Origin of the sequence: Roseovarius sp., assembly GCF_965228755.1 — a bacterium.
Lineage (GTDB): Bacteria > Pseudomonadota > Alphaproteobacteria > Rhodobacterales > Rhodobacteraceae > Roseovarius.
This window is the reverse complement of sequence record NZ_CBDDIG010000005.1, coordinates 1,569,319-1,587,834: the sequence shown is the minus strand read 5'-3', so window position 1 is coordinate 1,587,834 and position 18,516 is coordinate 1,569,319. Positions and strand designations below refer to the sequence as shown.

20 protein-coding genes are annotated in these 18,516 nt (G+C 67.1%); 7 read left to right on the top strand and 13 right to left on the bottom strand.

From position 1 onward, the window contains the following. Positions 1-46 precede the first annotated feature (46 nt). Positions 47-946 (bottom strand): DMT family transporter, encoded by a 900-nt coding sequence (locus ACO07J_RS11395; protein ID WP_422028926.1) that lies wholly within the window; start codon positions 944-946, stop codon positions 47-49. Positions 947-1,094: 148 nt separating this feature from the next. Here ACO07J_RS11395 and ACO07J_RS11390 point away from each other — a divergent pair, with 148 nt between their 5' ends. Beyond that, complete coding sequence (locus ACO07J_RS11390) at positions 1,095-1,550, top strand: hypothetical protein (protein WP_422028925.1); 456 nt, start codon at positions 1,095-1,097, stop codon at positions 1,548-1,550. A gap of 4 nt (positions 1,551-1,554) precedes the next feature. Here the strand turns inward: ACO07J_RS11390 and ACO07J_RS11385 are convergent, their stop codons facing one another. The 4 genes from ACO07J_RS11385 to ACO07J_RS11370 all read right to left on the bottom strand — a co-directional run bounded on the left by ACO07J_RS11385 (position 1,555) and on the right by ACO07J_RS11370 (position 4,915). Continuing rightward, positions 1,555-1,968, bottom strand: coding sequence for a Fur family transcriptional regulator (locus tag ACO07J_RS11385; protein ID WP_350159256.1), 414 nt, complete (start codon positions 1,966-1,968; stop codon positions 1,555-1,557). Between the two features lie 75 nt (positions 1,969-2,043). Next, entirely contained in the window at positions 2,044-2,883 is an 840-nt protein-coding gene (locus ACO07J_RS11380) for a PhzF family phenazine biosynthesis protein (RefSeq protein ID WP_422028924.1), read from the bottom strand. Between the two features lie 10 nt (positions 2,884-2,893). Beyond that, positions 2,894-4,141 (bottom strand): cation:proton antiporter, encoded by a 1,248-nt coding sequence (locus ACO07J_RS11375; protein ID WP_422028923.1) that lies wholly within the window; start codon positions 4,139-4,141, stop codon positions 2,894-2,896. 69 nt (positions 4,142-4,210) lie between these two features. Further along, a complete protein-coding gene (locus ACO07J_RS11370) occupies positions 4,211-4,915 on the bottom strand; it encodes an endonuclease/exonuclease/phosphatase family protein (RefSeq protein ID WP_422028922.1) in 705 nt (234 codons plus the stop codon). Positions 4,916-4,955: 40 nt separating this feature from the next. On the opposite strand from ACO07J_RS11370, the gene ACO07J_RS11365 reads away from it, so the two are divergent. Further along, entirely contained in the window at positions 4,956-5,594 is a 639-nt protein-coding gene (locus tag ACO07J_RS11365) for a hypothetical protein (RefSeq protein ID WP_422028921.1), read from the top strand. A gap of 195 nt (positions 5,595-5,789) precedes the next feature. On the opposite strand, the gene ACO07J_RS11360 is transcribed toward ACO07J_RS11365, so the two are convergent. The 7 genes from ACO07J_RS11360 to ACO07J_RS11330 form a co-directional block, all read right to left on the bottom strand. Beyond that, on the bottom strand, positions 5,790-7,208 hold the full coding sequence (locus ACO07J_RS11360; protein WP_422028920.1) for a protein adenylyltransferase SelO: 1,419 nt from the start codon (positions 7,206-7,208) through the stop codon (positions 5,790-5,792). Positions 7,209-7,249: 41 nt separating this feature from the next. Next, positions 7,250-7,696 carry a GNAT family N-acetyltransferase gene (locus ACO07J_RS11355; protein ID WP_422028919.1) on the bottom strand — a complete coding sequence of 149 codons (447 nt, stop codon included), beginning with the start codon at positions 7,694-7,696 and terminating at the stop codon, positions 7,250-7,252. Beyond that, positions 7,693-8,634 (bottom strand): nucleoside hydrolase, encoded by a 942-nt coding sequence (locus tag ACO07J_RS11350; protein ID WP_422028918.1) that lies wholly within the window; start codon positions 8,632-8,634, stop codon positions 7,693-7,695. The genes ACO07J_RS11355 and ACO07J_RS11350 overlap by 4 nt, the downstream gene beginning before the upstream one ends. 158 nt (positions 8,635-8,792) lie before the next feature. Beyond that, on the bottom strand, positions 8,793-9,977 hold the full coding sequence (locus tag ACO07J_RS11345; RefSeq protein ID WP_422028917.1) for a vWA domain-containing protein: 1,185 nt from the start codon (positions 9,975-9,977) through the stop codon (positions 8,793-8,795). A gap of 11 nt (positions 9,978-9,988) precedes the next feature. Beyond that, complete coding sequence (locus tag ACO07J_RS11340; protein WP_422028916.1) at positions 9,989-10,159, bottom strand: hypothetical protein; 171 nt, start codon at positions 10,157-10,159, stop codon at positions 9,989-9,991. Positions 10,160-10,178: 19 nt separating this feature from the next. Next, positions 10,179-11,540, bottom strand: coding sequence for a DUF2927 domain-containing protein (locus tag ACO07J_RS11335; protein WP_422029767.1), 1,362 nt, complete (start codon positions 11,538-11,540; stop codon positions 10,179-10,181). Positions 11,541-11,872: 332 nt separating this feature from the next. Beyond that, the gene (locus ACO07J_RS11330; protein WP_422028915.1) at positions 11,873-12,712 is read right to left on the bottom strand and encodes an AAA family ATPase; all 840 of its coding nucleotides are present in this window, start codon (positions 12,710-12,712) and stop codon (positions 11,873-11,875) included. A 191-nt stretch (positions 12,713-12,903) separates the two neighbouring features. Here ACO07J_RS11330 and dksA point away from each other — a divergent pair, with 191 nt between their 5' ends. Both dksA and ACO07J_RS11320 read left to right on the top strand, forming a co-directional pair. After that, a complete protein-coding gene (gene dksA / locus ACO07J_RS11325; RefSeq protein WP_422028914.1) occupies positions 12,904-13,326 on the top strand; it encodes an RNA polymerase-binding protein DksA in 423 nt (140 codons plus the stop codon). Between the two features lie 71 nt (positions 13,327-13,397). Further along, positions 13,398-14,564: an FAD-dependent monooxygenase gene (locus ACO07J_RS11320; RefSeq protein WP_422028913.1), complete on the top strand. Its 1,167-nt coding sequence runs from the start codon at positions 13,398-13,400 to the stop codon at positions 14,562-14,564. A gap of 386 nt (positions 14,565-14,950) precedes the next feature. Here the strand turns inward: ACO07J_RS11320 and xth are convergent, their stop codons facing one another. Beyond that, positions 14,951-15,733: an exodeoxyribonuclease III gene (gene xth / locus ACO07J_RS11315; protein WP_422028912.1), complete on the bottom strand. Its 783-nt coding sequence runs from the start codon at positions 15,731-15,733 to the stop codon at positions 14,951-14,953. 325 nt (positions 15,734-16,058) lie between these two features. Here xth and ACO07J_RS11310 point away from each other — a divergent pair, with 325 nt between their 5' ends. Genes ACO07J_RS11310 through ACO07J_RS11300 form a run of 3 tightly spaced genes read left to right on the top strand, consistent with a single transcriptional unit; the run spans position 16,059 to position 18,505 of the window. Beyond that, positions 16,059-16,478, top strand: a complete 420-nt coding sequence (locus ACO07J_RS11310) for a hypothetical protein (RefSeq protein WP_422028911.1) — start codon at positions 16,059-16,061, stop codon at positions 16,476-16,478. Between the two features lie 51 nt (positions 16,479-16,529). After that, positions 16,530-17,603: a DUF6902 family protein gene (locus tag ACO07J_RS11305; protein ID WP_422028910.1), complete on the top strand. Its 1,074-nt coding sequence runs from the start codon at positions 16,530-16,532 to the stop codon at positions 17,601-17,603. Then, positions 17,600-18,505: a DMT family transporter gene (locus tag ACO07J_RS11300; RefSeq protein ID WP_422028909.1), complete on the top strand. Its 906-nt coding sequence runs from the start codon at positions 17,600-17,602 to the stop codon at positions 18,503-18,505. Before ACO07J_RS11305 ends, ACO07J_RS11300 begins: the two co-directional genes overlap by 4 nt. Positions 18,506-18,516: the final 11 nt, after the last annotated feature.

The following is an 18,516-nucleotide window of genomic DNA, read 5'->3' as shown; positions in this document are numbered from 1 at the left end:
CCATACCAAGTTTTGCGTCGAATGCAACTGCGGCTGATAGCGCTAACTATATGTTGGGGTTCCCCGCCAGGTCGCGCCGTTTGCGGCGGGCGAGGCGCTGTTCGCGCACGAAGGTGTAAAGCCCGGTCGCGATGATGAGCGCGGCGCCCGCAAGCGTCATGGTGTCGGGATGCTCGCCGAAGACGGTGACGCCGACGATGAGCGAGAAGAGCAGCCGGGTGTAGCGGAAGGGGGTGACGGCGGCGGCCTCGCCCAGGCGCATGGCCTGCACGATGCCGTAATAGGAAAGCGCGCCGACAAGGACCGCCCCGAGCATCATGGCGCCGTGGGGCACGGACATGGCCGTGGGACCGTCGCCGGAGAGGGCCAGCAACAGGACACCCGCGGGGATCGCCACGCCGAAGCCCTGGAAGGAGATCACGAAGGAGGAGACGTTCGCGTCGATCCGGCGTGTGATCAGGTCACGCGCGGCGATGGCGCAGACCGAGATGAGGACGATCAGCGCGGCCGGCTCGAACCCGGCGACACCGGGGCGGATGATCATCAGCACGCCGATGAAGCCGAGGCCAATGGCGGTCCACCGGCGCCAGCCGACGTCTTCACCGAGGAAGATCGCGGCGCCCATGGTGATGACCAGCGGAGTGGCCTGGAAGACGGCCGCCACGACGGAAATGTCGACCAGCGAGAGCGAGGTGACGAAGGCCATCGAGGCCGTCGCCTCGCACAGCGCGCGCCACAGGAACATCGGCCGCCACGCCGCGCGGGCGAAGATGTCGTGGCCGCGGGCGCGGGCGACGAGGGCGAAGATCACGGTGCTGGCGAGCCCGAGGATGATCAGGATCTGGCCCACGGGAATATCCTGCGACATGCGCTTGATCAGCGTGTCCTCGATGGTGAAGCCGGCCATCGCGGCGATCACGAGCAGGATGCCGTGGACGTTCTGCATGTGGTGCCTTTCCGTGCTGCGGCGGGATGCCGCACGGGACCGGCTATAGTGACCATCGGCGTCAGCAGCAACACCGGGCGTGAGGGTCGGGCGTTGACCGGGGCAGGGTGGTGGCGAAAGGTGGTCCGGAGACCAGCGGGAGGCGGATATGGACCTGGCAGGCTACAAGGCGAAATCGGGGCGGTTCGAGCCCGTCTGGACGCTGGAAATCCAGACATTGCCGGAAGATACGGATCGGATTCTCGATGCGGTGATGGAGGTTTATCCGCTGGGGTACGGGCGGTATCAGCGCAACGCCAGTATTTCCGCAATAGGGCGTGAGACCGCGCAGCCGGAGCCGGGCTCGACCACGACGACCCATGTGGAGGGGTTCGAGGCCGGGGCGACGGAGACCTATCCGATGGTGGAGCTGAAGATCTCGGTGCCGCGTTACCTCGAGGTGTTGGAAAAGGTCATGGATGCGGTGATCTGGGCGCATCATTACGAGGAGCCGGTGATCTTCCTGCGGGAGGACTGGGCGAGCCGGGCCGCCTATGACCCGAGAAGCGACAACCCGAACCGGTGGTGGAATGACGGGCGGGGCTTGCCGGACAGGCTGGAATAGCGGCTCAGTTCTTCTTGAGCGGCACGCCGTAGAGCTCGAGCTTGTGGCCCTTGAGCTTGTAGCCCAGCTTGTTGGCGATCTTTTCCTGCAGCGCCTCGATTTCGGCATCGACGAATTCGATCACCTCGCCGGAATGCAGGTCGATGAGGTGGTCGTGGTGGTCGCGCTCGGCGTCTTCGTAGCGGGCGCGGCCGTCGCCGAACTCGACCTTTTCGAGGATGCCGGCCTCCTCGAACAGCTTCACGGTGCGGTAGACGGTGGCGATGGAGATGTTCGGATCGCGGCCCGAGGCGCGGGCGTAGAGTTCCTCGACATCGGGGTGATCGTCGGAATCCTCCAGCACGGCGGCAATGGTGCGGCGCTGGCCGGTCATCCGCAGGCCCTTGGCCTCGCAACGCTCGGTGATGGTCTCGGTCATCGGCTCGATCTTTTGCGACTCGTGGGCCCGTTGGATAGCCGGTTCGCGGCGTGTTGGCCAGATTTTATCGGCGGGTCAGAGCAGGCGGCCTTCCATGACCCTGACGGCCCCGCCCGACACAATGACGCGGCCCCGGTCGGTTTGCAGGGTGATGCGGCTGGGGCGGCCCATGTCCTCGCCCTGGTGGACGGTGAGGGAGAGGTCTTTTCCCAGGGTCTTGGCGAGGAGGGCCGCAAGGGTGGCGCAGGCGCTGCCGGTGGCCGGGTCCTCGGGGATGTTGTCGAGCGGGGCGAACATGCGGGCATGCACGGTGTCGCCCTCGCGGACATAGGCGAATTGCGCGAAATCGAGTCCGCCGGGATGGGTTTTGGCGCCTTCGCGGAATGCCGCGATATCGGTCTGGCAGGCGGAGAGGGCGGCGCGGCTGGCAAGCTGAGTGATGGTGAAGGGAAGGCCGAGGGTGGCCATGGTGGGCGGATGGGTTTCGGCGGTGATATCAGAGGGTTGCAGGCCGAGCGCACGGGCGACGAGGGCGGGGTCGGGGGTGGCCAGAACCTCGAGCGTCGCCTCGGTGGTGAAGGCGGCGATGCCATCTTCCACGCGACAGGAGAGGGGCCCGACGCCCAGTTCCAGCACCATGTCCGGCCCGTGGCCCGCATCGGAGAGCGCAATGGCGGTGCCGATCACCGGGTGGCCGGCGAATGGGATCTCCATGGTGGGCGTGAAGATGCGGACGCGGGCTGTGTGGGTGGCGTCCTCCGGCGGATATACGAAGGTGACCTCGGAGAAGTTGAACTCGGCCGCGATGGCCTGCAGCTCGGCCTCGGGCAGGGTGGTAGCGTCGGGGAAGACGGCCAGTTGATTGCCGCCGAAGCGGGTGTCGGTGAAGACGTCGTAGACGACATAGGCGGACATGCGGGCCTCCTCAGACCAGGTCGGGCTCGCGGCCCACGCGGTTGGCGAGTTTGCTGACCGTCAGCCCTTGTACGATGATCGAGAAGATCACGACGATATAGGTGGCGGTCAGGATCAGCGGTTTCCATTCATTGTCGGGCAGCGAGAGCGCCAGCGCGACCGAGATGCCGCCCTTGAGCCCGCCCCATGTCATGATCGGCACGACGCCGGGGGAGAAGGTGCGGAAGGGGCGCAGGATCAGCACGGGCACCGCCACGGCGGCCAGCCGGCCCAGCAGCGCAAGGCCGATGGAGAGGACGCCGGCGATCAGGAAATCGACCTCGAAGGCGACGGCGAAGACCTCGAACCCGATCATCAGGAAGAGGACGGCGTTGAGGATCTCGTCGATCAGTTTCCAGAAGGCGTCGACATAGTCGCGGGTTTCCTCGCTCATGCCGTGCTTGGCGCCGACCTCGCCGATCAGGAGCCCGGCGCAGACCGCCATGATGGGGGCGGAGACGTGGAGGAAAACGGCCAGTTCGTAGCCGCCGAAGGCGAGGCCGAGGGTGAGCAGGACCTCGAGCGAATAGTCGTCGATCAGGCGCATGACGCGGAAGGTGAGCCAGCCGAGGACGAGGCCGAGCACGGCGCCGCCAAGCGCTTCCTGCACGAAGAGGAGGGCGGCATCCTCAAGCCCGCTGGCGTGGTGGTCGTCGCCGGGGAAGGCGAGGCCGACCAGCACGAGGAAGACCACGTAGCCCACCCCGTCATTGAAGAGGGATTCGCCGGCGATCTTTGTTTCCAAGGACTTGCGCAGGTTCGCCTCGCGCAGGACGCCCAGCACGGCGACCGGGTCGGTGGGCGAAATGAGCGCGCCGAAGACCAGCGCGACGATCAGCGGCATGCCGGTCATCCAGTGGAAGCCGGTGCCGATGACGATGGTCGAGAGCGCCACGCCCATGGTGGCCATCAGGAAGACCGCCCGCCATTCCGCGCGCAGGTCTGCCAGCTTGACGTGAAGCGCGCCGGCGAAGAGCAGGAGGCCCAGCATCCCTTCGAGGAGTGCGTCGGAAAAGTCGATCGAGATGATCAGGTCGCGGGCGGTGTCGGCGATGAGGAGCTGGGGCCAGACGAGGTCGGTCAGCAGCACGCCGAAGGAGGCCAGCAGCGCCACGACAAGGATGCCGATGGCCGAAGGAAGCTTTAGAAACAGGTAGTTGATGGCGCCGAACACGCCGGCCAGCACGATGAGAAGCGAGGTGATCTGGAGAATGGTCATGAAAGGCATCCATCAATGGCGGGTCGGCGGGCGAGCGCCTATCACGGTGCCCCGGGGTGCGCCAGATGTCTAGCGCGGCGCACGTTCGAGATCGGCCCAGACCGGCAAGTGGTCGGAGGCGATATGGGCGGGTTTGGCGGCGTATGTGCCGGTGGACCGGGCGATGAGCGCGTCGCAGATGGCGATGCGGTCGAGCCGGGCGACGGGGCGGGGGGCCGGGTAGCTGGGGGGCGTGGGGGCGAAGTGCTTGTCGTCGACCGCCGCCGCCAGCGGTGCGGCGCTGCCCCACTCGTTGAAATCGCCTGCCAGCACGGTGGGCATGGTCGGCAGGCGGCGCAGGCGGCGTTCGATCGCGGCCAGCTGCAGCAGGCGGTAGCGGCGCACGAGGCCGAGATGCAGCCCGACCACGCGCAGGGGGCCGATGGCGGTGTCCAGCTCGGCCATGATGGCGCCGCGCGGCTCCAGCCCCGGAAGCTCAAGATGCCAGGTATTGCAAAGGGTTACACCGGGCCGGGCGAGCATGGTGTTGCCGTGCCACCCGAGCGAGCCGCCGGGCGCGCCGAAGGGCAGGATGCGCCAGCCATCCTGCTCGGCCATGTCGTGGGGCAGGGCGGCGGGCCGGGGGGGCAGGCGCTTGTCAACCTCTTGTAAAACAACGATATCGGCGTCGAGCGCGCCGATGACCGACAGGCTGCGATCGGGGCGGCGGCGCATGTCGAGCCCCACGCATTTCTGCAGGTTGTAGGTTGCAATCCTGATGCTTTGGCCATTCATATCCTTCAGATAGTACTTCTGGAAGAAAGAGACATCACCGGTGTTCGCAGATCAGACATGGCTGGCTCGGGCGATCTGGCTGGCGCTGGCCGGGGTGGTGCTGTTCGCGCTGGTGGAGGGGCGGCTGGAGCTGGCCTTCGTGGCGCTGGGGACGCTGGCGCTGTCCTTTGCCCCGGTGGTGGTGGCGCGGTGGACGGATGTGCATGTGCCGCCGAGCTTCATCGCGGCGCTGGTGATCTTCGTCGGCGCCACGCTGTTTCTTGGCGAAGTCTATGATTTCTATGAACGTTTCTGGTGGTGGGACATGGTGATGCACGGCGCGTCGGCCGTGGGGTTCGGGCTGATCGGCTTCGTGCTGGTGTTCATGATGTTCCAGGGCGACCGCTATGCCGCGCCGCCGGTGGCGGTGGCGTTCTTTGCCTTCTGTTTTGCCGTAACCATCGGGACAGCCTGGGAAATTTTCGAGTTCTTCATGGACCAGACCTTCGGGTTCAACATGCAGAAATCGGGGCTGATGGACACGATGGGCGACCTGATCGTCGACGCGGTGGGGGCGTTCATCGGGGCGGCGACCGGGTTCGGATACCTCAAGGGGCAGGCGCGGGGCGGGCTGGCGGTGCTGATCGACGAGTTCGTGCGGACCAATCCGCGGTTCTTCCGGCGGCTGCGGCGGAAGTAGCGCGGGGCGCTGTCGACAGGGTTTCGGCGCGAATCAGGTTAACGGGCTTGTTTTGCAGGGCGGACGGTGTCGGTATCGCGTCGGTATCACGTCGGTATCGCGTCGGTGTTCCGGTCTGTGCGGGCAGGGGTTGATGCGCCGTACCGGGCGCAACACGCGAGATGTTGGGGCGGGCGCAACAGGGGGCGCAGCGGCTCAGGTGCCGCAGAAGGTCTGCTGCACCACCTCCGACGGTTCCGGCGGGCGGGTGAGGTCGGCGGCGTCGGGCTGATCCTCGTAAGGTCTGGAGAGTACGCCCAGCAGCCGCTCGAAGGGGGCGAAATCGCCCTCGACGGCGGCCTGGATCATCTGTTCGACGCGGTGGTTGCGGGGGATGAAAGCCGGGTTGGCGGACAGCATCCGGGCCTCGGCATTCTCCTCGGCCTCCAGCCGTTTCTGCCAGAGCGGTTCCCAGGCGTCGAAGGCCTTGGGGTCGAGGAACTGGTCGCGGGGCTTGCCCGTCGCGAGGGCGCGGAAGGTGTTGGTGAAATCGGCGCGGTTCTCTGCCATCGCGCGCAGGAGGCCGGTGATCAGCTCTTCGTCGCCCGCATCTTCGGTGGCCAGCCCCAGCTTGGCGCGGAAGCGGGTCAGCCATTCGGCATGGATCATGTCGGGCATGGCGTGGACGGATCGGGTGAAGGTCTCGATGGCCGCATCCTGATCGGGCATGAGCGGCACGAGGGCGGTGGCCAGTTGCGCCATGTTCCAGACGATCACGTTGGGCTGGTTGGAATAGGCGTAGCGGCCATGCGCGTCGATCGAGGAATAGACGGTGTCGGGGTGGTAGCTGTCCATGAAGGCGCAGGGGCCATAGTCGATGGTCTCGCCCGAGAGGGTGGTGTTGTCGGTGTTCATGACGCCGTGGATGAAGCCCACGGACATCCATTGCGCGACAAGCGACGCCTGCCGGGCGATGGCGGCGTTCAGCAGGTCGGTGGGGGTTTCGACGCCGGGATAATGGCGCTCGACCGTGTGTTCGAAAAGCGCCTGCAGCCCCTCGGTGTCGCGGCGGGCGGCGAAGAACTGGAAGGTGCCGACGCGAATATGGCTGGCGGCGACGCGGGTCAGCACGGCGCCGGGCAGGCCGCCGTTCTCGCGGTAGACGCGTTCGCCGGTGGCGACGGCGGCGAGCGCGCGGGTGGTGGGGATCCCGAGGGCGTGCATCGCCTCGGACACCACGTATTCGCGCAGGACGGGGCCCATCCAGGCGCGCCCGTCGCCCATGCGGGAATAGGGGGTGGGGCCGGAGCCCTTGAGCTGGATGTCGAAGCGCTTGCCGTTCGCCACCGTCTCGCCCAGCAGGTTGGCGCGGCCGTCGCCCAGCTGGGGCGAGAAGCCGCCGAACTGGTGCCCGGCATAGGCCTGTGCCAGCGGGTCGGCGCCTTCGGGCGGCGTGTTGCCGGAGAAGGCGAGCGCGATCTCCTGATCCGTGCCGGGGGTGATGCCCAGCTCGGCCGCGAGCGGGTGGTTGAAGCGGATGAGCTGCGGCGTCTTCACCGGCATGGGGTTCAGCCGGGTGAAGAAGCGCGCGGGCAGGCGGGCGTAGGAGTTGTCGAACGGAATCGAAAGGGTCATGGGCGAAAGATAAGCGTTCCGCCGCGAATGGCTAGGGGCGCCTAGAGTTCGCGGGTCATCATGGCGTAGCCCTCGCGGGCGCGGAAGCCGAGTTTCTCGTAGAGCTTGCGGGCGCGGGGGTTCTCGTTGCCCACTTCGAGGTGGATGGCCTTCATCCCCGCCTTGGCGAGCGCCTTGGGGAGCGTGTGGAGCACTTCGGTGCCGATGCCGCGGCCGCGCACGGCGGGGCGGACGTAGATCTCGTCGACGAAGCCGTCCATGCCGCCGAACTCGATCGACCAGCCGAAGCAGACGACGACATAGCCGATGGGGGCGCGGGCGGGGCCCATCAGGTAGATGACGCCGTGCGGCGAGCCTTCGAGGAGCGGCAGGATGGCGTTGCGGCGGGTGTCGTCGGATTGCTCGATGCCTTCCTCGCCGTGGTAGTCGGCGACGAGGCGCATCAGGCGGTCGAGATCGTCCGTCTTGGCGATGGTGAGGGCGGTCACAGCCGGGCCAGCCTTTCCGTCAGGAGGTCGAAGAAGCCGTCGGCGTCGATATCGCCCATGAAGAGCGCGTTGGGCTTGCGGCGGGTGACGCGCCACCAGTCGGCGACGGTCATGCCCATGGTGAGCTCTGACGTGGTCTCGATCTCGACATTGATGTGGCGGCCGGTGAAGAGGCCGGGCTCGAGCAGGTAGGCGATGGTGCAGGGGTCGTGCAGGGGGGCGCCGGCGGAGCCGTATTTCTCCTTGTCGAAGCGTTCGAAGAAATCGGTCATCTCGGCGACGGCCACGCCGACCGGCGTGCCCAGCGCGCGGAAGGCGTCGTTGCGGGGTGCGGTGACGAGCGCCTTGTGGGTGACGTCGAGCGGCATGACGGTGATCGGCGCGCCGGCGCGGAAGACGATCCGGGCGGCGTCGGGGTCGACATGGATGTTGAACTCGGCCGCCGGGGTGATGTTGCCCACCTCGAAATAGGCGCCGCCCATGAGGACGATTTCCTGCACCTTTTCAACGATGTCCGGGGCGGCCTTGAAGGCGGCGGCGATGTTGGTGAGGGGGCCGATGGGCACGAGGGTGACGGTGCCCGCGGGTTCGGCGCGAAGCGTGTCGATGATGAAATCGACGGCGTGGCCCTCGGCGAGCGCCATGGTGGGTTCGGGCAGGTCGGGGCCGTCGAGGCCGGTCTTGCCATGGACGTGCTCGGCGGTGACGAGGTCGCGGCCCAAGGGCCGGTCGCAGCCGGCGTAGACGGGGATATCGGGGCGGCCGGCCAGTTCGCAGACCATGCGGGCGTTGCGGGTGGTCAGGTCGAGCGGCACGTTTCCGGCGACGCAGGTGAGGCCCAGAAGCTCGATCTCGTCAGGGCTGGCCAGCGCCAGCAGGATGGCGACGGCGTCGTCCTGGCCCGGGTCGGTGTCGATGATGATCTTGCGCGCGGTCATGGGTTGCCTGTCTCACGACGGGGGGGATTTGTCTACTGGGACATGCAGACTGGGCGCACTCTTGCCCTTCTTCTGGCCGGAAATATCCCGGGGGGTCGCCATTGGTGCGCCATTGGTTCAAGCCCAATGGCGACGGGCAGCGCCCCCAGCGGTCGCCACTAGCGCCCCAGCTCCTTCATGCCCTGTTCGATCCCCGCAAGGGTCATCGGGACCATGCGGTCTTCGAAGATCTCGCGGATCATCTGGATGGACTGGGTGTAGGGCCAGTATTTCTCGGGCACGGGGTTGATCCAGAGGTGCTGGGGCCAGTGGTCGCGGGCGCGTTGGAGCCAGACCTGGCCGGCCTCGGCGTTCCAGTGTTCGTTGGCGCCGCCGGGGTAGGCGATCTCGTAGGGGGACATGGAGGCGTCGCCCACGAAGATGCACTTGTAGTCGGTGCCGTAGGTGCGCAGGATCTCGTCGGTGGGGGTTTGCGCGTCCCAGCGGCGGCGGTTGTCGCGCCAGACGCCTTCGTAGAGGCAGTTGTGGAAGTAGTAGTATTCGAGGTGCTTGAACTCGGTGCGGGCGGCGGAGAAGAGTTCCTCGACCACCTTGATATGGGGGTCCATGCTGCCGCCGACGTCGAGGAAGAGCAGCACCTTGACGGCGTTGTGGCGTTCGGGGCGCATCTTGACGTCTAGGTAGCCGTGCTCGGCCGTGGCGCGGATGGTGCCGTTCAGGTCAAGCTCGTCCGCCGCGCCCTCGCGGGCCCAGTTGCGGAGGCGTTTGAGGGCGACCTTGATGTTGCGGGTGCCGATCTCGACGGAATCGTCGAAGTTGCGGAATTCGCGCTTGTCCCAGACCTTGACCGCGCGCTGGTGGCGGCTTTCCTTCTGGCCGATGCGGACGCCCTCGGGGTTGTAGCCATAGGCGCCGAAGGGGGAGGTGCCGGCGGTGCCGATCCACTTGTTGCCGCCCTGGTGGCGGCCTTCCTGTTCCTTGAGGCGCTCTTTCAGGGTTTCCATCAGCTTGTCGAAGCCGCCGAGCGCCTCGATCTCGGCCTTTTCCTCGGGGGTGAGGTGTTTCTCGGCCATCTTTTCCAGCCATTCCCGGGGCAGGTCGACGGCGTCGAGCACCTGTTCGGCGCTGATCTGTTCGAGCCCCTCGAAGCTGGCGGCGAAGGCCTGGTCGAAGCGGTCGATCAGGCGCTCGTCCTTCACCATGGCGGCGCGGGCGAGGTAGTAGAACCCCTCGATGTCGTAGGTGACGAGGTTGGCGGACATGGCTTCGAGGAAGGTCAGGTATTCGCGCAGCGAGACCGGCAGGCCGGATTTGCGCAGGTTCTCGAAGAAGGGAAGGAACATCGCCGCCCCCCTCAGCCCGAGGCGCGGAGGATGAAGATGGTGAGGAAGAGGCCCGCGAGCGCGAAGAGGATGGCGAAGACGGCCGCGTATTGCAGCATGTCGGTCTTCGAGCCCTTGCGGCGGCGCGCGACGAGGGCGCCGAGGAGCGCCCCGATGACGAGGCCTATCAAGGCAAGAAGCATGGTCAGGGTACCCGTTCGTTTAGGTTCGCGGGCTGAGCGCAGAGATTTCGCTCATCTTCGCGCGCACCGCCCAGTCTGCCCCGAACCCGTATCGCGCCCAGCCGATACTGTCCAGCCGCACCGCCTGGGCCTCGGCCGCGCGGCCGGCGAGGTCGAGCGCCTCGGCCTGGAGCATCATCAGGGTGGCGAGCAGCGCCGCGTTCTCGTGCCGTTCGGCGATGCCCATGTGCGGCGCGATGAGGCGCAGCGCCTCGGCGCTGCGGCCCTGGCTGATGGCGTAGGCCGCGAGCTGCGAGGCCGAGTAGGCGCGGTGCAGCTCGGTGCCCGGGGTGGCGCGGTAGATCGCCTCGGCGGCCTGGAACTGGGCGAGGGCGAAATCGGGGTCGGTCATCTGGGTCAGGCGGCCGAGGGCGAAATGGCTGAAGGCGAGGCGGTGGTCGTTCCAGCCCTGCGCCCGGGCGATCGACAGCGCCTCGAGCGCGGCGCGGCGGCGCTGGCCAGAGGTGGCGCCGGGGCCGAGCGCCGTCTGGATGGCGTCGATCCACGCGCGCGGCGTGGGCCCGAGCGTGCGGGGCGGGAGGCTGTCGCCATCGGGGTTGAGCCGGGTCAGGATGGCGGGCAGGCGCGAGGCGACCTGCTGGCGGGTCATGCCCGAGTGCAGCTCGGGCGCGTAATAGGCCCGCAGGATCAGCATGTCGAACCCGGTCAGCACGGTATGGACGTTGTCGTCGTTGAAGACGCTGTCGGACAGGCGGTAGAGGTCGTTCAAGGGCCCGAGCGCCTGGGCCAGCTCCTCGTGCAGGCAGTCGCGCACCTCCTGCGGGGAGCTGTCGCCGGGCACGAAGATGGCGATGCGGTCGCGTTCGACAAGGTCGCTCCAGTTGGTCTGGCGCGAGTGGCGGGCGCTGCGGTATTCCTGCAGGCTGGAGACGTTGGGCACGACGAAACAGGCGGCCTTGGGCAGGAATTGCCGGATATCGGCGCGGCTGACCGCCTCGATGGTGATGCTGGCATGGCCGCCGCGGCCGGGGACGCGGCCGATGTCGATCCCGGCCTCGGTGCGCAGGCGGCTGACCAGGCGGTTGAGGTCGGGCAGGAGGCTGGGCGGGGGGTTGCCCGCCACGCGGATCGAGATCGGCCCCTCGAAGCGCGAGAAGCGGTCGAGCTGGCGGCCGGATTCGAGTTGGAAGCTGAGTTCGAGGAAATCGCGATAGATGTCGCGGTTCGACCGGGCCGGCGGCTCGGGGTGGGCGACGGAAAATGCCTTCATCGGCGGCAGGTTCGAGGCCTCGGGCATGGCGGCGCGGGAGGGGACGTCATCCTGCGGGGCGGCGGTGCAGGCGCCGATCGCGAGGCAGAGCGGCAGCAGCGCCCGGCGCAGGGGCGCGGCGAACCGCGCGGCCGCCGGACGCCGGGACAGGCCGCCCGGACGATTCGCGGCAGGACCGCCCTGCAGGCCGTTCAAAAGCCGAAACAAATTTCCGAAAGCCCCTTTATTGTTTCCGCCCGTCGCGCCATGCACTGTTGCGGCGATGCCCGTCCGGCCCTCCGCCCGGAGGCGGCGGTTGCGGTGCAAACTGGTGGTGTCGACTGGCACGGGTTCGAAGGCTTTCTGTCGGGTGTCCCGCAAAGGGGGAGGTCTTTGCCCGGCCAAGCCTACACGCTTTGCCGGGCCGGGGAAGGGCTTTCCTGCCGCCGGGCCGGATGGCCCGGTCAGCGTTGCCGTCGCGCCATGAAGGCGAGCCGTTCGAAGAGGTGGACGTCCTGTTCGTTCTTGAGAAGCGCGCCGTGCAGTTTCGGCAGGGCGTCGGCCCCGTCGCGGCGCAGATCCTCGGCGGTGAGATCCTCGGCGAGGATGAGCTTGAGCCAGTCCAGCACCTCGGAGGTCGACGGCTTCTTCTTGAGCCCGCCCTGCTCGCGGATCTCGTAGAACTGGGTGAGGGCGGTGGTCAGGAGCTGTTCCTTGATGCCGGGGTGATGGACCTCGACGATCTGCTTCATCGTCTCGACATCGGGGAAGCGGATGTAGTGGAAGAAGCAGCGGCGCAGGAAGGCGTCGGGCAGGTCTTTCTCGTTGTTTGACGTGATGATGACGATGGGGCGGTGCCTGGCGCGGATCGTCTCGCCGGTCTCGTAGACGTGGAATTCCATCTTGTCGAGTTCCTGCAGGAGGTCGTTCGGAAACTCGATATCGGCCTTGTCGATCTCGTCGATCAGGAGGACCACCTTGCCGTCGGCCTCGAAGGCCTGCCAGAGCTTGCCCTTGCGAATATAATTCTTAACGTCGTGCACCCGTTCGTCGCCCAGCTGGCTGTCGCGCAGGCGGCTGACGGCGTCGTATTCGTAGAGACCCTGCTGGGCCTTGGTGGTGGATTTGATGTTCCATTCCAGCATCTCGACCCCCAGCGCCTGGGCCACCTGGCGGGCCAGCTCGGTCTTGCCGGTGCCGGGCTCTCCCTTGACCAGCAGCGGACGCTCGAGCGTGACGGCGGCGTTGACCGCGACGGTCAGGTCTTCGGTGGCGACGTAGGATTCGGTGCCGGCGAACTTCATGAAATGTATATCCTTTTTGCAGCTTCCCTCGGGCGGTCGCGTCGCACCGTACTGCGCCGCAGAAAACACCGCAATGCCGCGTATTTGTGTAGTGACAATCCCCGGTCGGAAGTGTAAGTGCGAGGCCACGGGCTTGCCAAATGTCTGAGGAGAATATCATGCCAGACACTGGCTTTGATGAGGGAGTTGAAATGAAAGCCGAGGTCTTTCTTCCCGAGGACTACAGTCCCGCCGAAGATGAACCCTTCATGAACGAACGTCAGCTTGAGTACTTTCGCCGCAAGCTGATTCAGTGGAGATCCGAACTGCTCGAGGACAGCCGGGACACGATCGAGGGGCTGCAGGACAGCACCCGCGCCATCCCCGACGTGGCCGACCGCGCCAGCGAGGAAACCGACCGCGCACTTGAGCTGCGCACCCGTGACCGCCAGCGCAAGCTGGTCGCCAAGATCGACTCCGCGCTGCGGCGTATCGACGATGGCGAGTACGGCTATTGCGAAGTGACCGGCGAGCCGATCAGCCTCAAGCGGCTGGATGCGCGGCCGATCGCGACCATGAGCCTCGAGGCGCAGGAACGCCACGAACGGCGCGAGAAGGTTCACCGCGACGACTGACGCGGGCGAGGCCTGAGACAGATCTGGGCGCCGGGGTGAAAGCTCCGGCGTTTTTCGTCAGGGAAGGGCGTATGCAGCTGGAAGGCATGAAGATCGTCGTGGTGGGCGGCGGTATCGGCGGGCTGGCCGCGGCGCGGGCGCTGGCGCTGCGCGGCGGGGACGTGACGGTGTTCGAGCAGGCCGAGGCGATCCGCGAGGTGGGCGCCGGGCTGCAGGTGAGCCCGAACGGGTTCCGTGTACTGGAGGCGCTTGGGCTGGGCGGGGCACTGCGCGCGATGTCGGTGCAGGGCCGGGCGGTGCGGCTGAAGGATTACCGGGGCGGGGAGGTGTTGCGGCTCGACCTGGGCGGGCTGGGGAGCCGGGAGTATCACTTCGTGCACCGGGCCGACCTGATCGAGGTGCTGGCCGCGGGGGCGCGGGAGGCGGGGGTGAAGATCCGGCTGTTGCAGCATGCCGAGCGGGTGAGCCCCGGTGCAAGGCCAAGCGTGGCGCTGGCGCGCGGGGTGGATGTGGAGGCCGACCTGGTGGTGGGGGCCGACGGGCTGCATTCGGTCGTGCGGCAGGCGCTGAACGGGACGGTGGCGCCGTTTTTTACCCGACAGGTGGCGTGGCGGGCGGTGGTGCCGAACACCGAGGGCCGGGGCCCGGAGGTGCATGTGCATATGGGCCCGCACCGGCACGTGGTGAGCTATCCGTTGCGGGACGGCGCGGCGCTGAACCTGGTGGCGGTGCAGGAGCGGGCCGAGTGGCAGGCGGAAAGCTGGAGCCAGCAGGACGACCCCGACCGCCTGCGGGCGGCGTTCGCCGATTTCGGGCCGGAGGTGCGGGAGATGCTGGGCCGGGTCGAGACGGTGCACTTGTGGGGGCTGTTCCGGCATCCGGTGGCGCGGGCGTGGCACGGGGCGGGGACGGTTCTGCTGGGCGATGCGGCGCATCCGACGCTGCCGTTCATGGCGCAGGGGGCGTCGATGGCGCTGGAGGACGCCTGGGTTCTGGCCGAGGCGCTGGCCGGGCCGGGGGCGCTGGAGGCGCGGCTGGCCGATTACCAGGCGCGGCGGGAGGGGCGTGTGCGCAAGGTGGTGGATGCGGCGAGTTCGAACGCGTGGAAGTATCACCTGTCGTTTCCGCCGCTGCGGTGGGCGGCGCATGCGGCTTTGCGGGTTGGCGGGGCGGTGGCGCCGGGGCGGATGCTGCACCAGTTCGACTGGATCTACGAGCATGACGTGGTGGGTGGCTAAGGTATTTTCGCCGGCGTTTCAGTGGCCGCCCGCGGCTTGATCCGGGGCCTCTGGTTTTCCCGATCCCTTTTCCGACATTGACCCGCCGGGCGAGCGCCGGCCCGTGGGGAGGCGCTGCAACGGATTTGGCTGCCGCTTTATGGTGCGAAGTACATCCTACCTAGAGATATTACGCGACACCCGCCAAAGCGCCTGCCCGTGGGGACGGGCCGGCGCTCGCCCGGCGGCCTTCGGCCTCGATTCCGGGCGTGTGGCACCTCTTACACTCCCCATACGTAAACCCGTCCCGGCCTCCGAGCCGGGACCTCGTCCCGTTTAGAGGCCCCGGGTCAGGCCCGGGGCGGGTGGCTTTGGGGGGGCGACGTATTCCTAGCCAAAACAATGTCTTACGCGTCGAGGTTCACCCAGATCGGCACGTGGTCCGAAGGCTTCTCGCGACCGCGGATGTCCTTGTCGATCTGGCAGTCGGTCATCAGGTCGGCGGCCTGCGGGGTCAGCAGGAAATGGTCGATGCGGATGCCGTCGTCGCGGTTCCAGGCGCCGGCCTGGTAATCCCAGAACGTGTAGTGGCCCGGCCCCTGGACGCGGGCGCGGAAGGCCTCGGTGAAGCCGAGATTGACCACCCGGCGGAAAGCGGCGCGGGTCTGCGGCAGGGCGAGCGCGTCCTCGGCCCAGGCCTCGGGGCGCTTGGCGTCCTCGTCCTGGGGGATCACGTTGTAGTCGCCCGCCATCAGCGCCGGTTCCTCGGCCGCCATCAGCGCCTCGGCGCGGGCCTTCAGGCGCTCCATCCATGCGAGCTTGTAGTCGTATTTCGGCCCCGGCGCCGGGTTGCCGTTGGGCAGGTAGAGCCCGCAGACGCGGATAGCGGTGTGCTCGCCCATGACGGTGGCCTCGATCCAGCGGGCGTGATCGTCGTCATCGTCGCCGGGCAGGCCGCGGGTGACATCCTCGAGCGGGAGTTTCGACAGGATCGCCACGCCGTTGAAGCTTTTCTGACCGTGGGTTTCGACGTTGTAGCCGCGCTCCTCGAACAGCTCGCGGGGGAAATTCTCGTCGACCGACTTGATCTCCTGCAGCAGCACGACATCGGGCTGCGCCTCGTCCAGCCAGTCGGTCAGGGCGCCCGCGCGGGCCTTGATGCCGTTGATGTTGAAGCTGGCGATTTTCATCGGGTCCTCCGGGCTGGTTCGCCCCTTCTATCGCCCAGTCATTTCGCCCTGACAAGGGAATCCCTTGCGGCGACGGGCAGGGCGGCGCGATTGATTCGGATGAGGACGTACACCCCTAAGTTGAAATGTGTTCATAATCAGACCTGTGGATAAGTTTTTTTGGCTTTATGAAGGCGTTCGAAAAGCCCACGGGAATTCAAGGAATTGCCCGATCGACAGTTGAATCAAGTGCCTGTGGATAACTCGCTATGAGGGAAATCTATATTGGCAAGACCCGTATAACGTGCAAGCGTTTTCCGGCAACGTCATACACGGGAGTTACCAAATGTCTGCAATTCGTAAGTTTGATAAATCTGTTGAAACCTCCACTTCGCGCGGCTTTGCCAGCCTTCACGACGGCGAGGCCGTGGGCGCCTTCACCTCCTCGATGGGCCCCGTCGCCCGGGCCGATGCCGGGCTTGGCGAGGGTGTCGAGATGTTCACCTCTTCCATGGGTCCGGCCATCACCGCCGAGGCCGGCGCGGGCGATGCGACCGGACTTTTCACCTCGTCGATGGCGCCGGTGGCGTCGGCCCGGGCCGAAACCGGTGACGCGGTCGAGCTGTTCACCTCGTCCATGTCCCCCGTGACCGCCAGCGCTGCCGAGACCGGCGAGGCCGTCGGCGCCTTCACCTCCTCGATGGGCCCCCGTGCCGTGACCGCGGAAGAGGGCGATGGCTGCGAGATGTTCACCTCGAGCATGTAAGCCTTTGGGCACGAAACGGAATTTCTGAGGAAGCTTTGGGAAATCAATACGATGGCTAGCATACTTCATCTTGACGTTCCGTTTCGCCAACGCACCCGCGCGGCACGGCAGGCAGCGCTTGTCGACCGTGTCGCGCGGGAGCGCCGGCCGCATGAAGACGTTTACTGGCTCAAGGAGAATGCCGAGCTGCTGAACGTGCTGGAGACCGCCGACGCCCGGCCGGGCGAGGCGGCGCTGGAGGCCTATGCGGGGATTTACGGGGAGATCGAGAAGCGGATCGGGTTCTTTCCGCAGTATTACCGGTTTTTCCTGTCGATCTGCCTCGATCTCGAGGATCTGGGCCAGGTCGGCAACAAGGGCGCCGCGCTGGCCGAATGGGTGGCCCGACAGGGGCTGGCCGGGGCCGAGCTGTCGGACCTGCAGCGGGCCGAGGCGCGGCGGCTGTGCCTGCGGCGCGGGATCGACCCGGTGGTCTCGGATCACGGGCTGGACGACCGTTTGCGGGCCTTTGCCCGGCGGTCGGATACCTTCACGCTGCCCAACAAGAAGGCGGCCTACGAGCTGACCCATATCGTTTTCTATCTCTCGGAATATGGCCGCAAGTCGCCCTGCGCCGATCCGGAGATGATCGACAGCCTGTGCTACGCGGGCACGCTGGCCTTCCTGGAGCTGAACATCGACCTGTTGTCGGAGGTGTGCATCGCGCTGCGCTTTGCCGGCAAGACGCCGCCGCCGGTGTGGGAGCGCTGGCTGTCGGACCAGTCGATGCGGTTCCAGGTGATGCCCGCCGACCGGCCGGGGGGGATGGATGACTATCACACATGGCTGATGGTGAACTGGTTCATGGACCTGTCGGGGCGGGGCGGGTTTGCCCACGAGATGCCCGAGGGGGCCGTGGTGTTCGCCGCGCCGGAGCCCAATTCCGGCCCGCTGCGGGAGCTGTCGGACTGCATGTACAATATGACCGAGGCGCGCAGCCCCGACTGGGGCCAGATGCGCGACCGGGTGGGCGACCGGCTGTCGGACGAGGCGCGCACGGTGCTGGCCGCGGCCGAGCAGGCGGTTGATTTCGGAGCGTTTTTCAAGGGGTTCGCCAGGGTCGGCGGGCCGGGAGGCCTGTCATGATCGGGCCGGTTGCACGCAGTGCGTGCCTGGCGGGCGTGGGGCTGACGGCGCTTTACACGCTTTTGATTTCCACGGCGGACGCGATTACGAAGCTGTTCGCCACCTCTTATGCCGCGCCGCAGTTGTTCGCGCTGTCGGGGGGCATCGTGGCGCTGCTGGCGCTGGTGTCGAACCGGAAGGGCGGGCAGTGGCGGGGCGTGCGGACCGCGTGCCCGAGGGCGATGGCGATCCGGGCCGGGGCGACGGTGCTGGGCTCGATCGCGTTCTATTACGCGTTCCGGCTGTTGCCCTTTGCCGAGGTGTTCCTGTTCATCGCGCTCATTCCGCTGGTGGCGGCGCTGATGTCCGGGCCGGTCCTGGGCGAGCCGGTGCGGCCGCAGGTCTGGGCGGCGCTGGTGGTGGGCACGGTGGGGGTGATGTGCCTCTTTCCCGGCGGGCTGAGCAGTGTCGGGCTGGGGCATCTCGTGGCGCTGGCGGCGGTGCTCTTGGGCACGGTGTCGATGGTGGCCTCGCGCTATATCGGTCAGCGGGACGACAATATCCTGTCGCAGGTGTTCTATCCGAACCTGGCGCTGATGGCGGTGATGGCCTGCGCGCTGCCCTTCGTGTTCCAGCCGATGGGGCTGGCGGACCTGGGCTGGGCGGTGGCCTACGCGGTGTTCCTGTTCGGGGCGCGCTGGGTGCTGGTGGCGGCGCTGCGGATGCTGCCGGCCTACGTGGTGACGCCGCTGATGAACCTGCAGTTCCTGTGGATGGTCGCCATCGGCTTCGTGGCCTTCGGCGAGGTGCCCTGGGCGGGGGTGTTCGTGGGGGCGGCGATTGTCATTGCGGCGGGCAGCTGGCTTGTCTGGGACCAGACGCGGCCACGGCGGGACGAGCCGCGGGTGGTGCCGGCGGAATAGGCTGGAAGGGC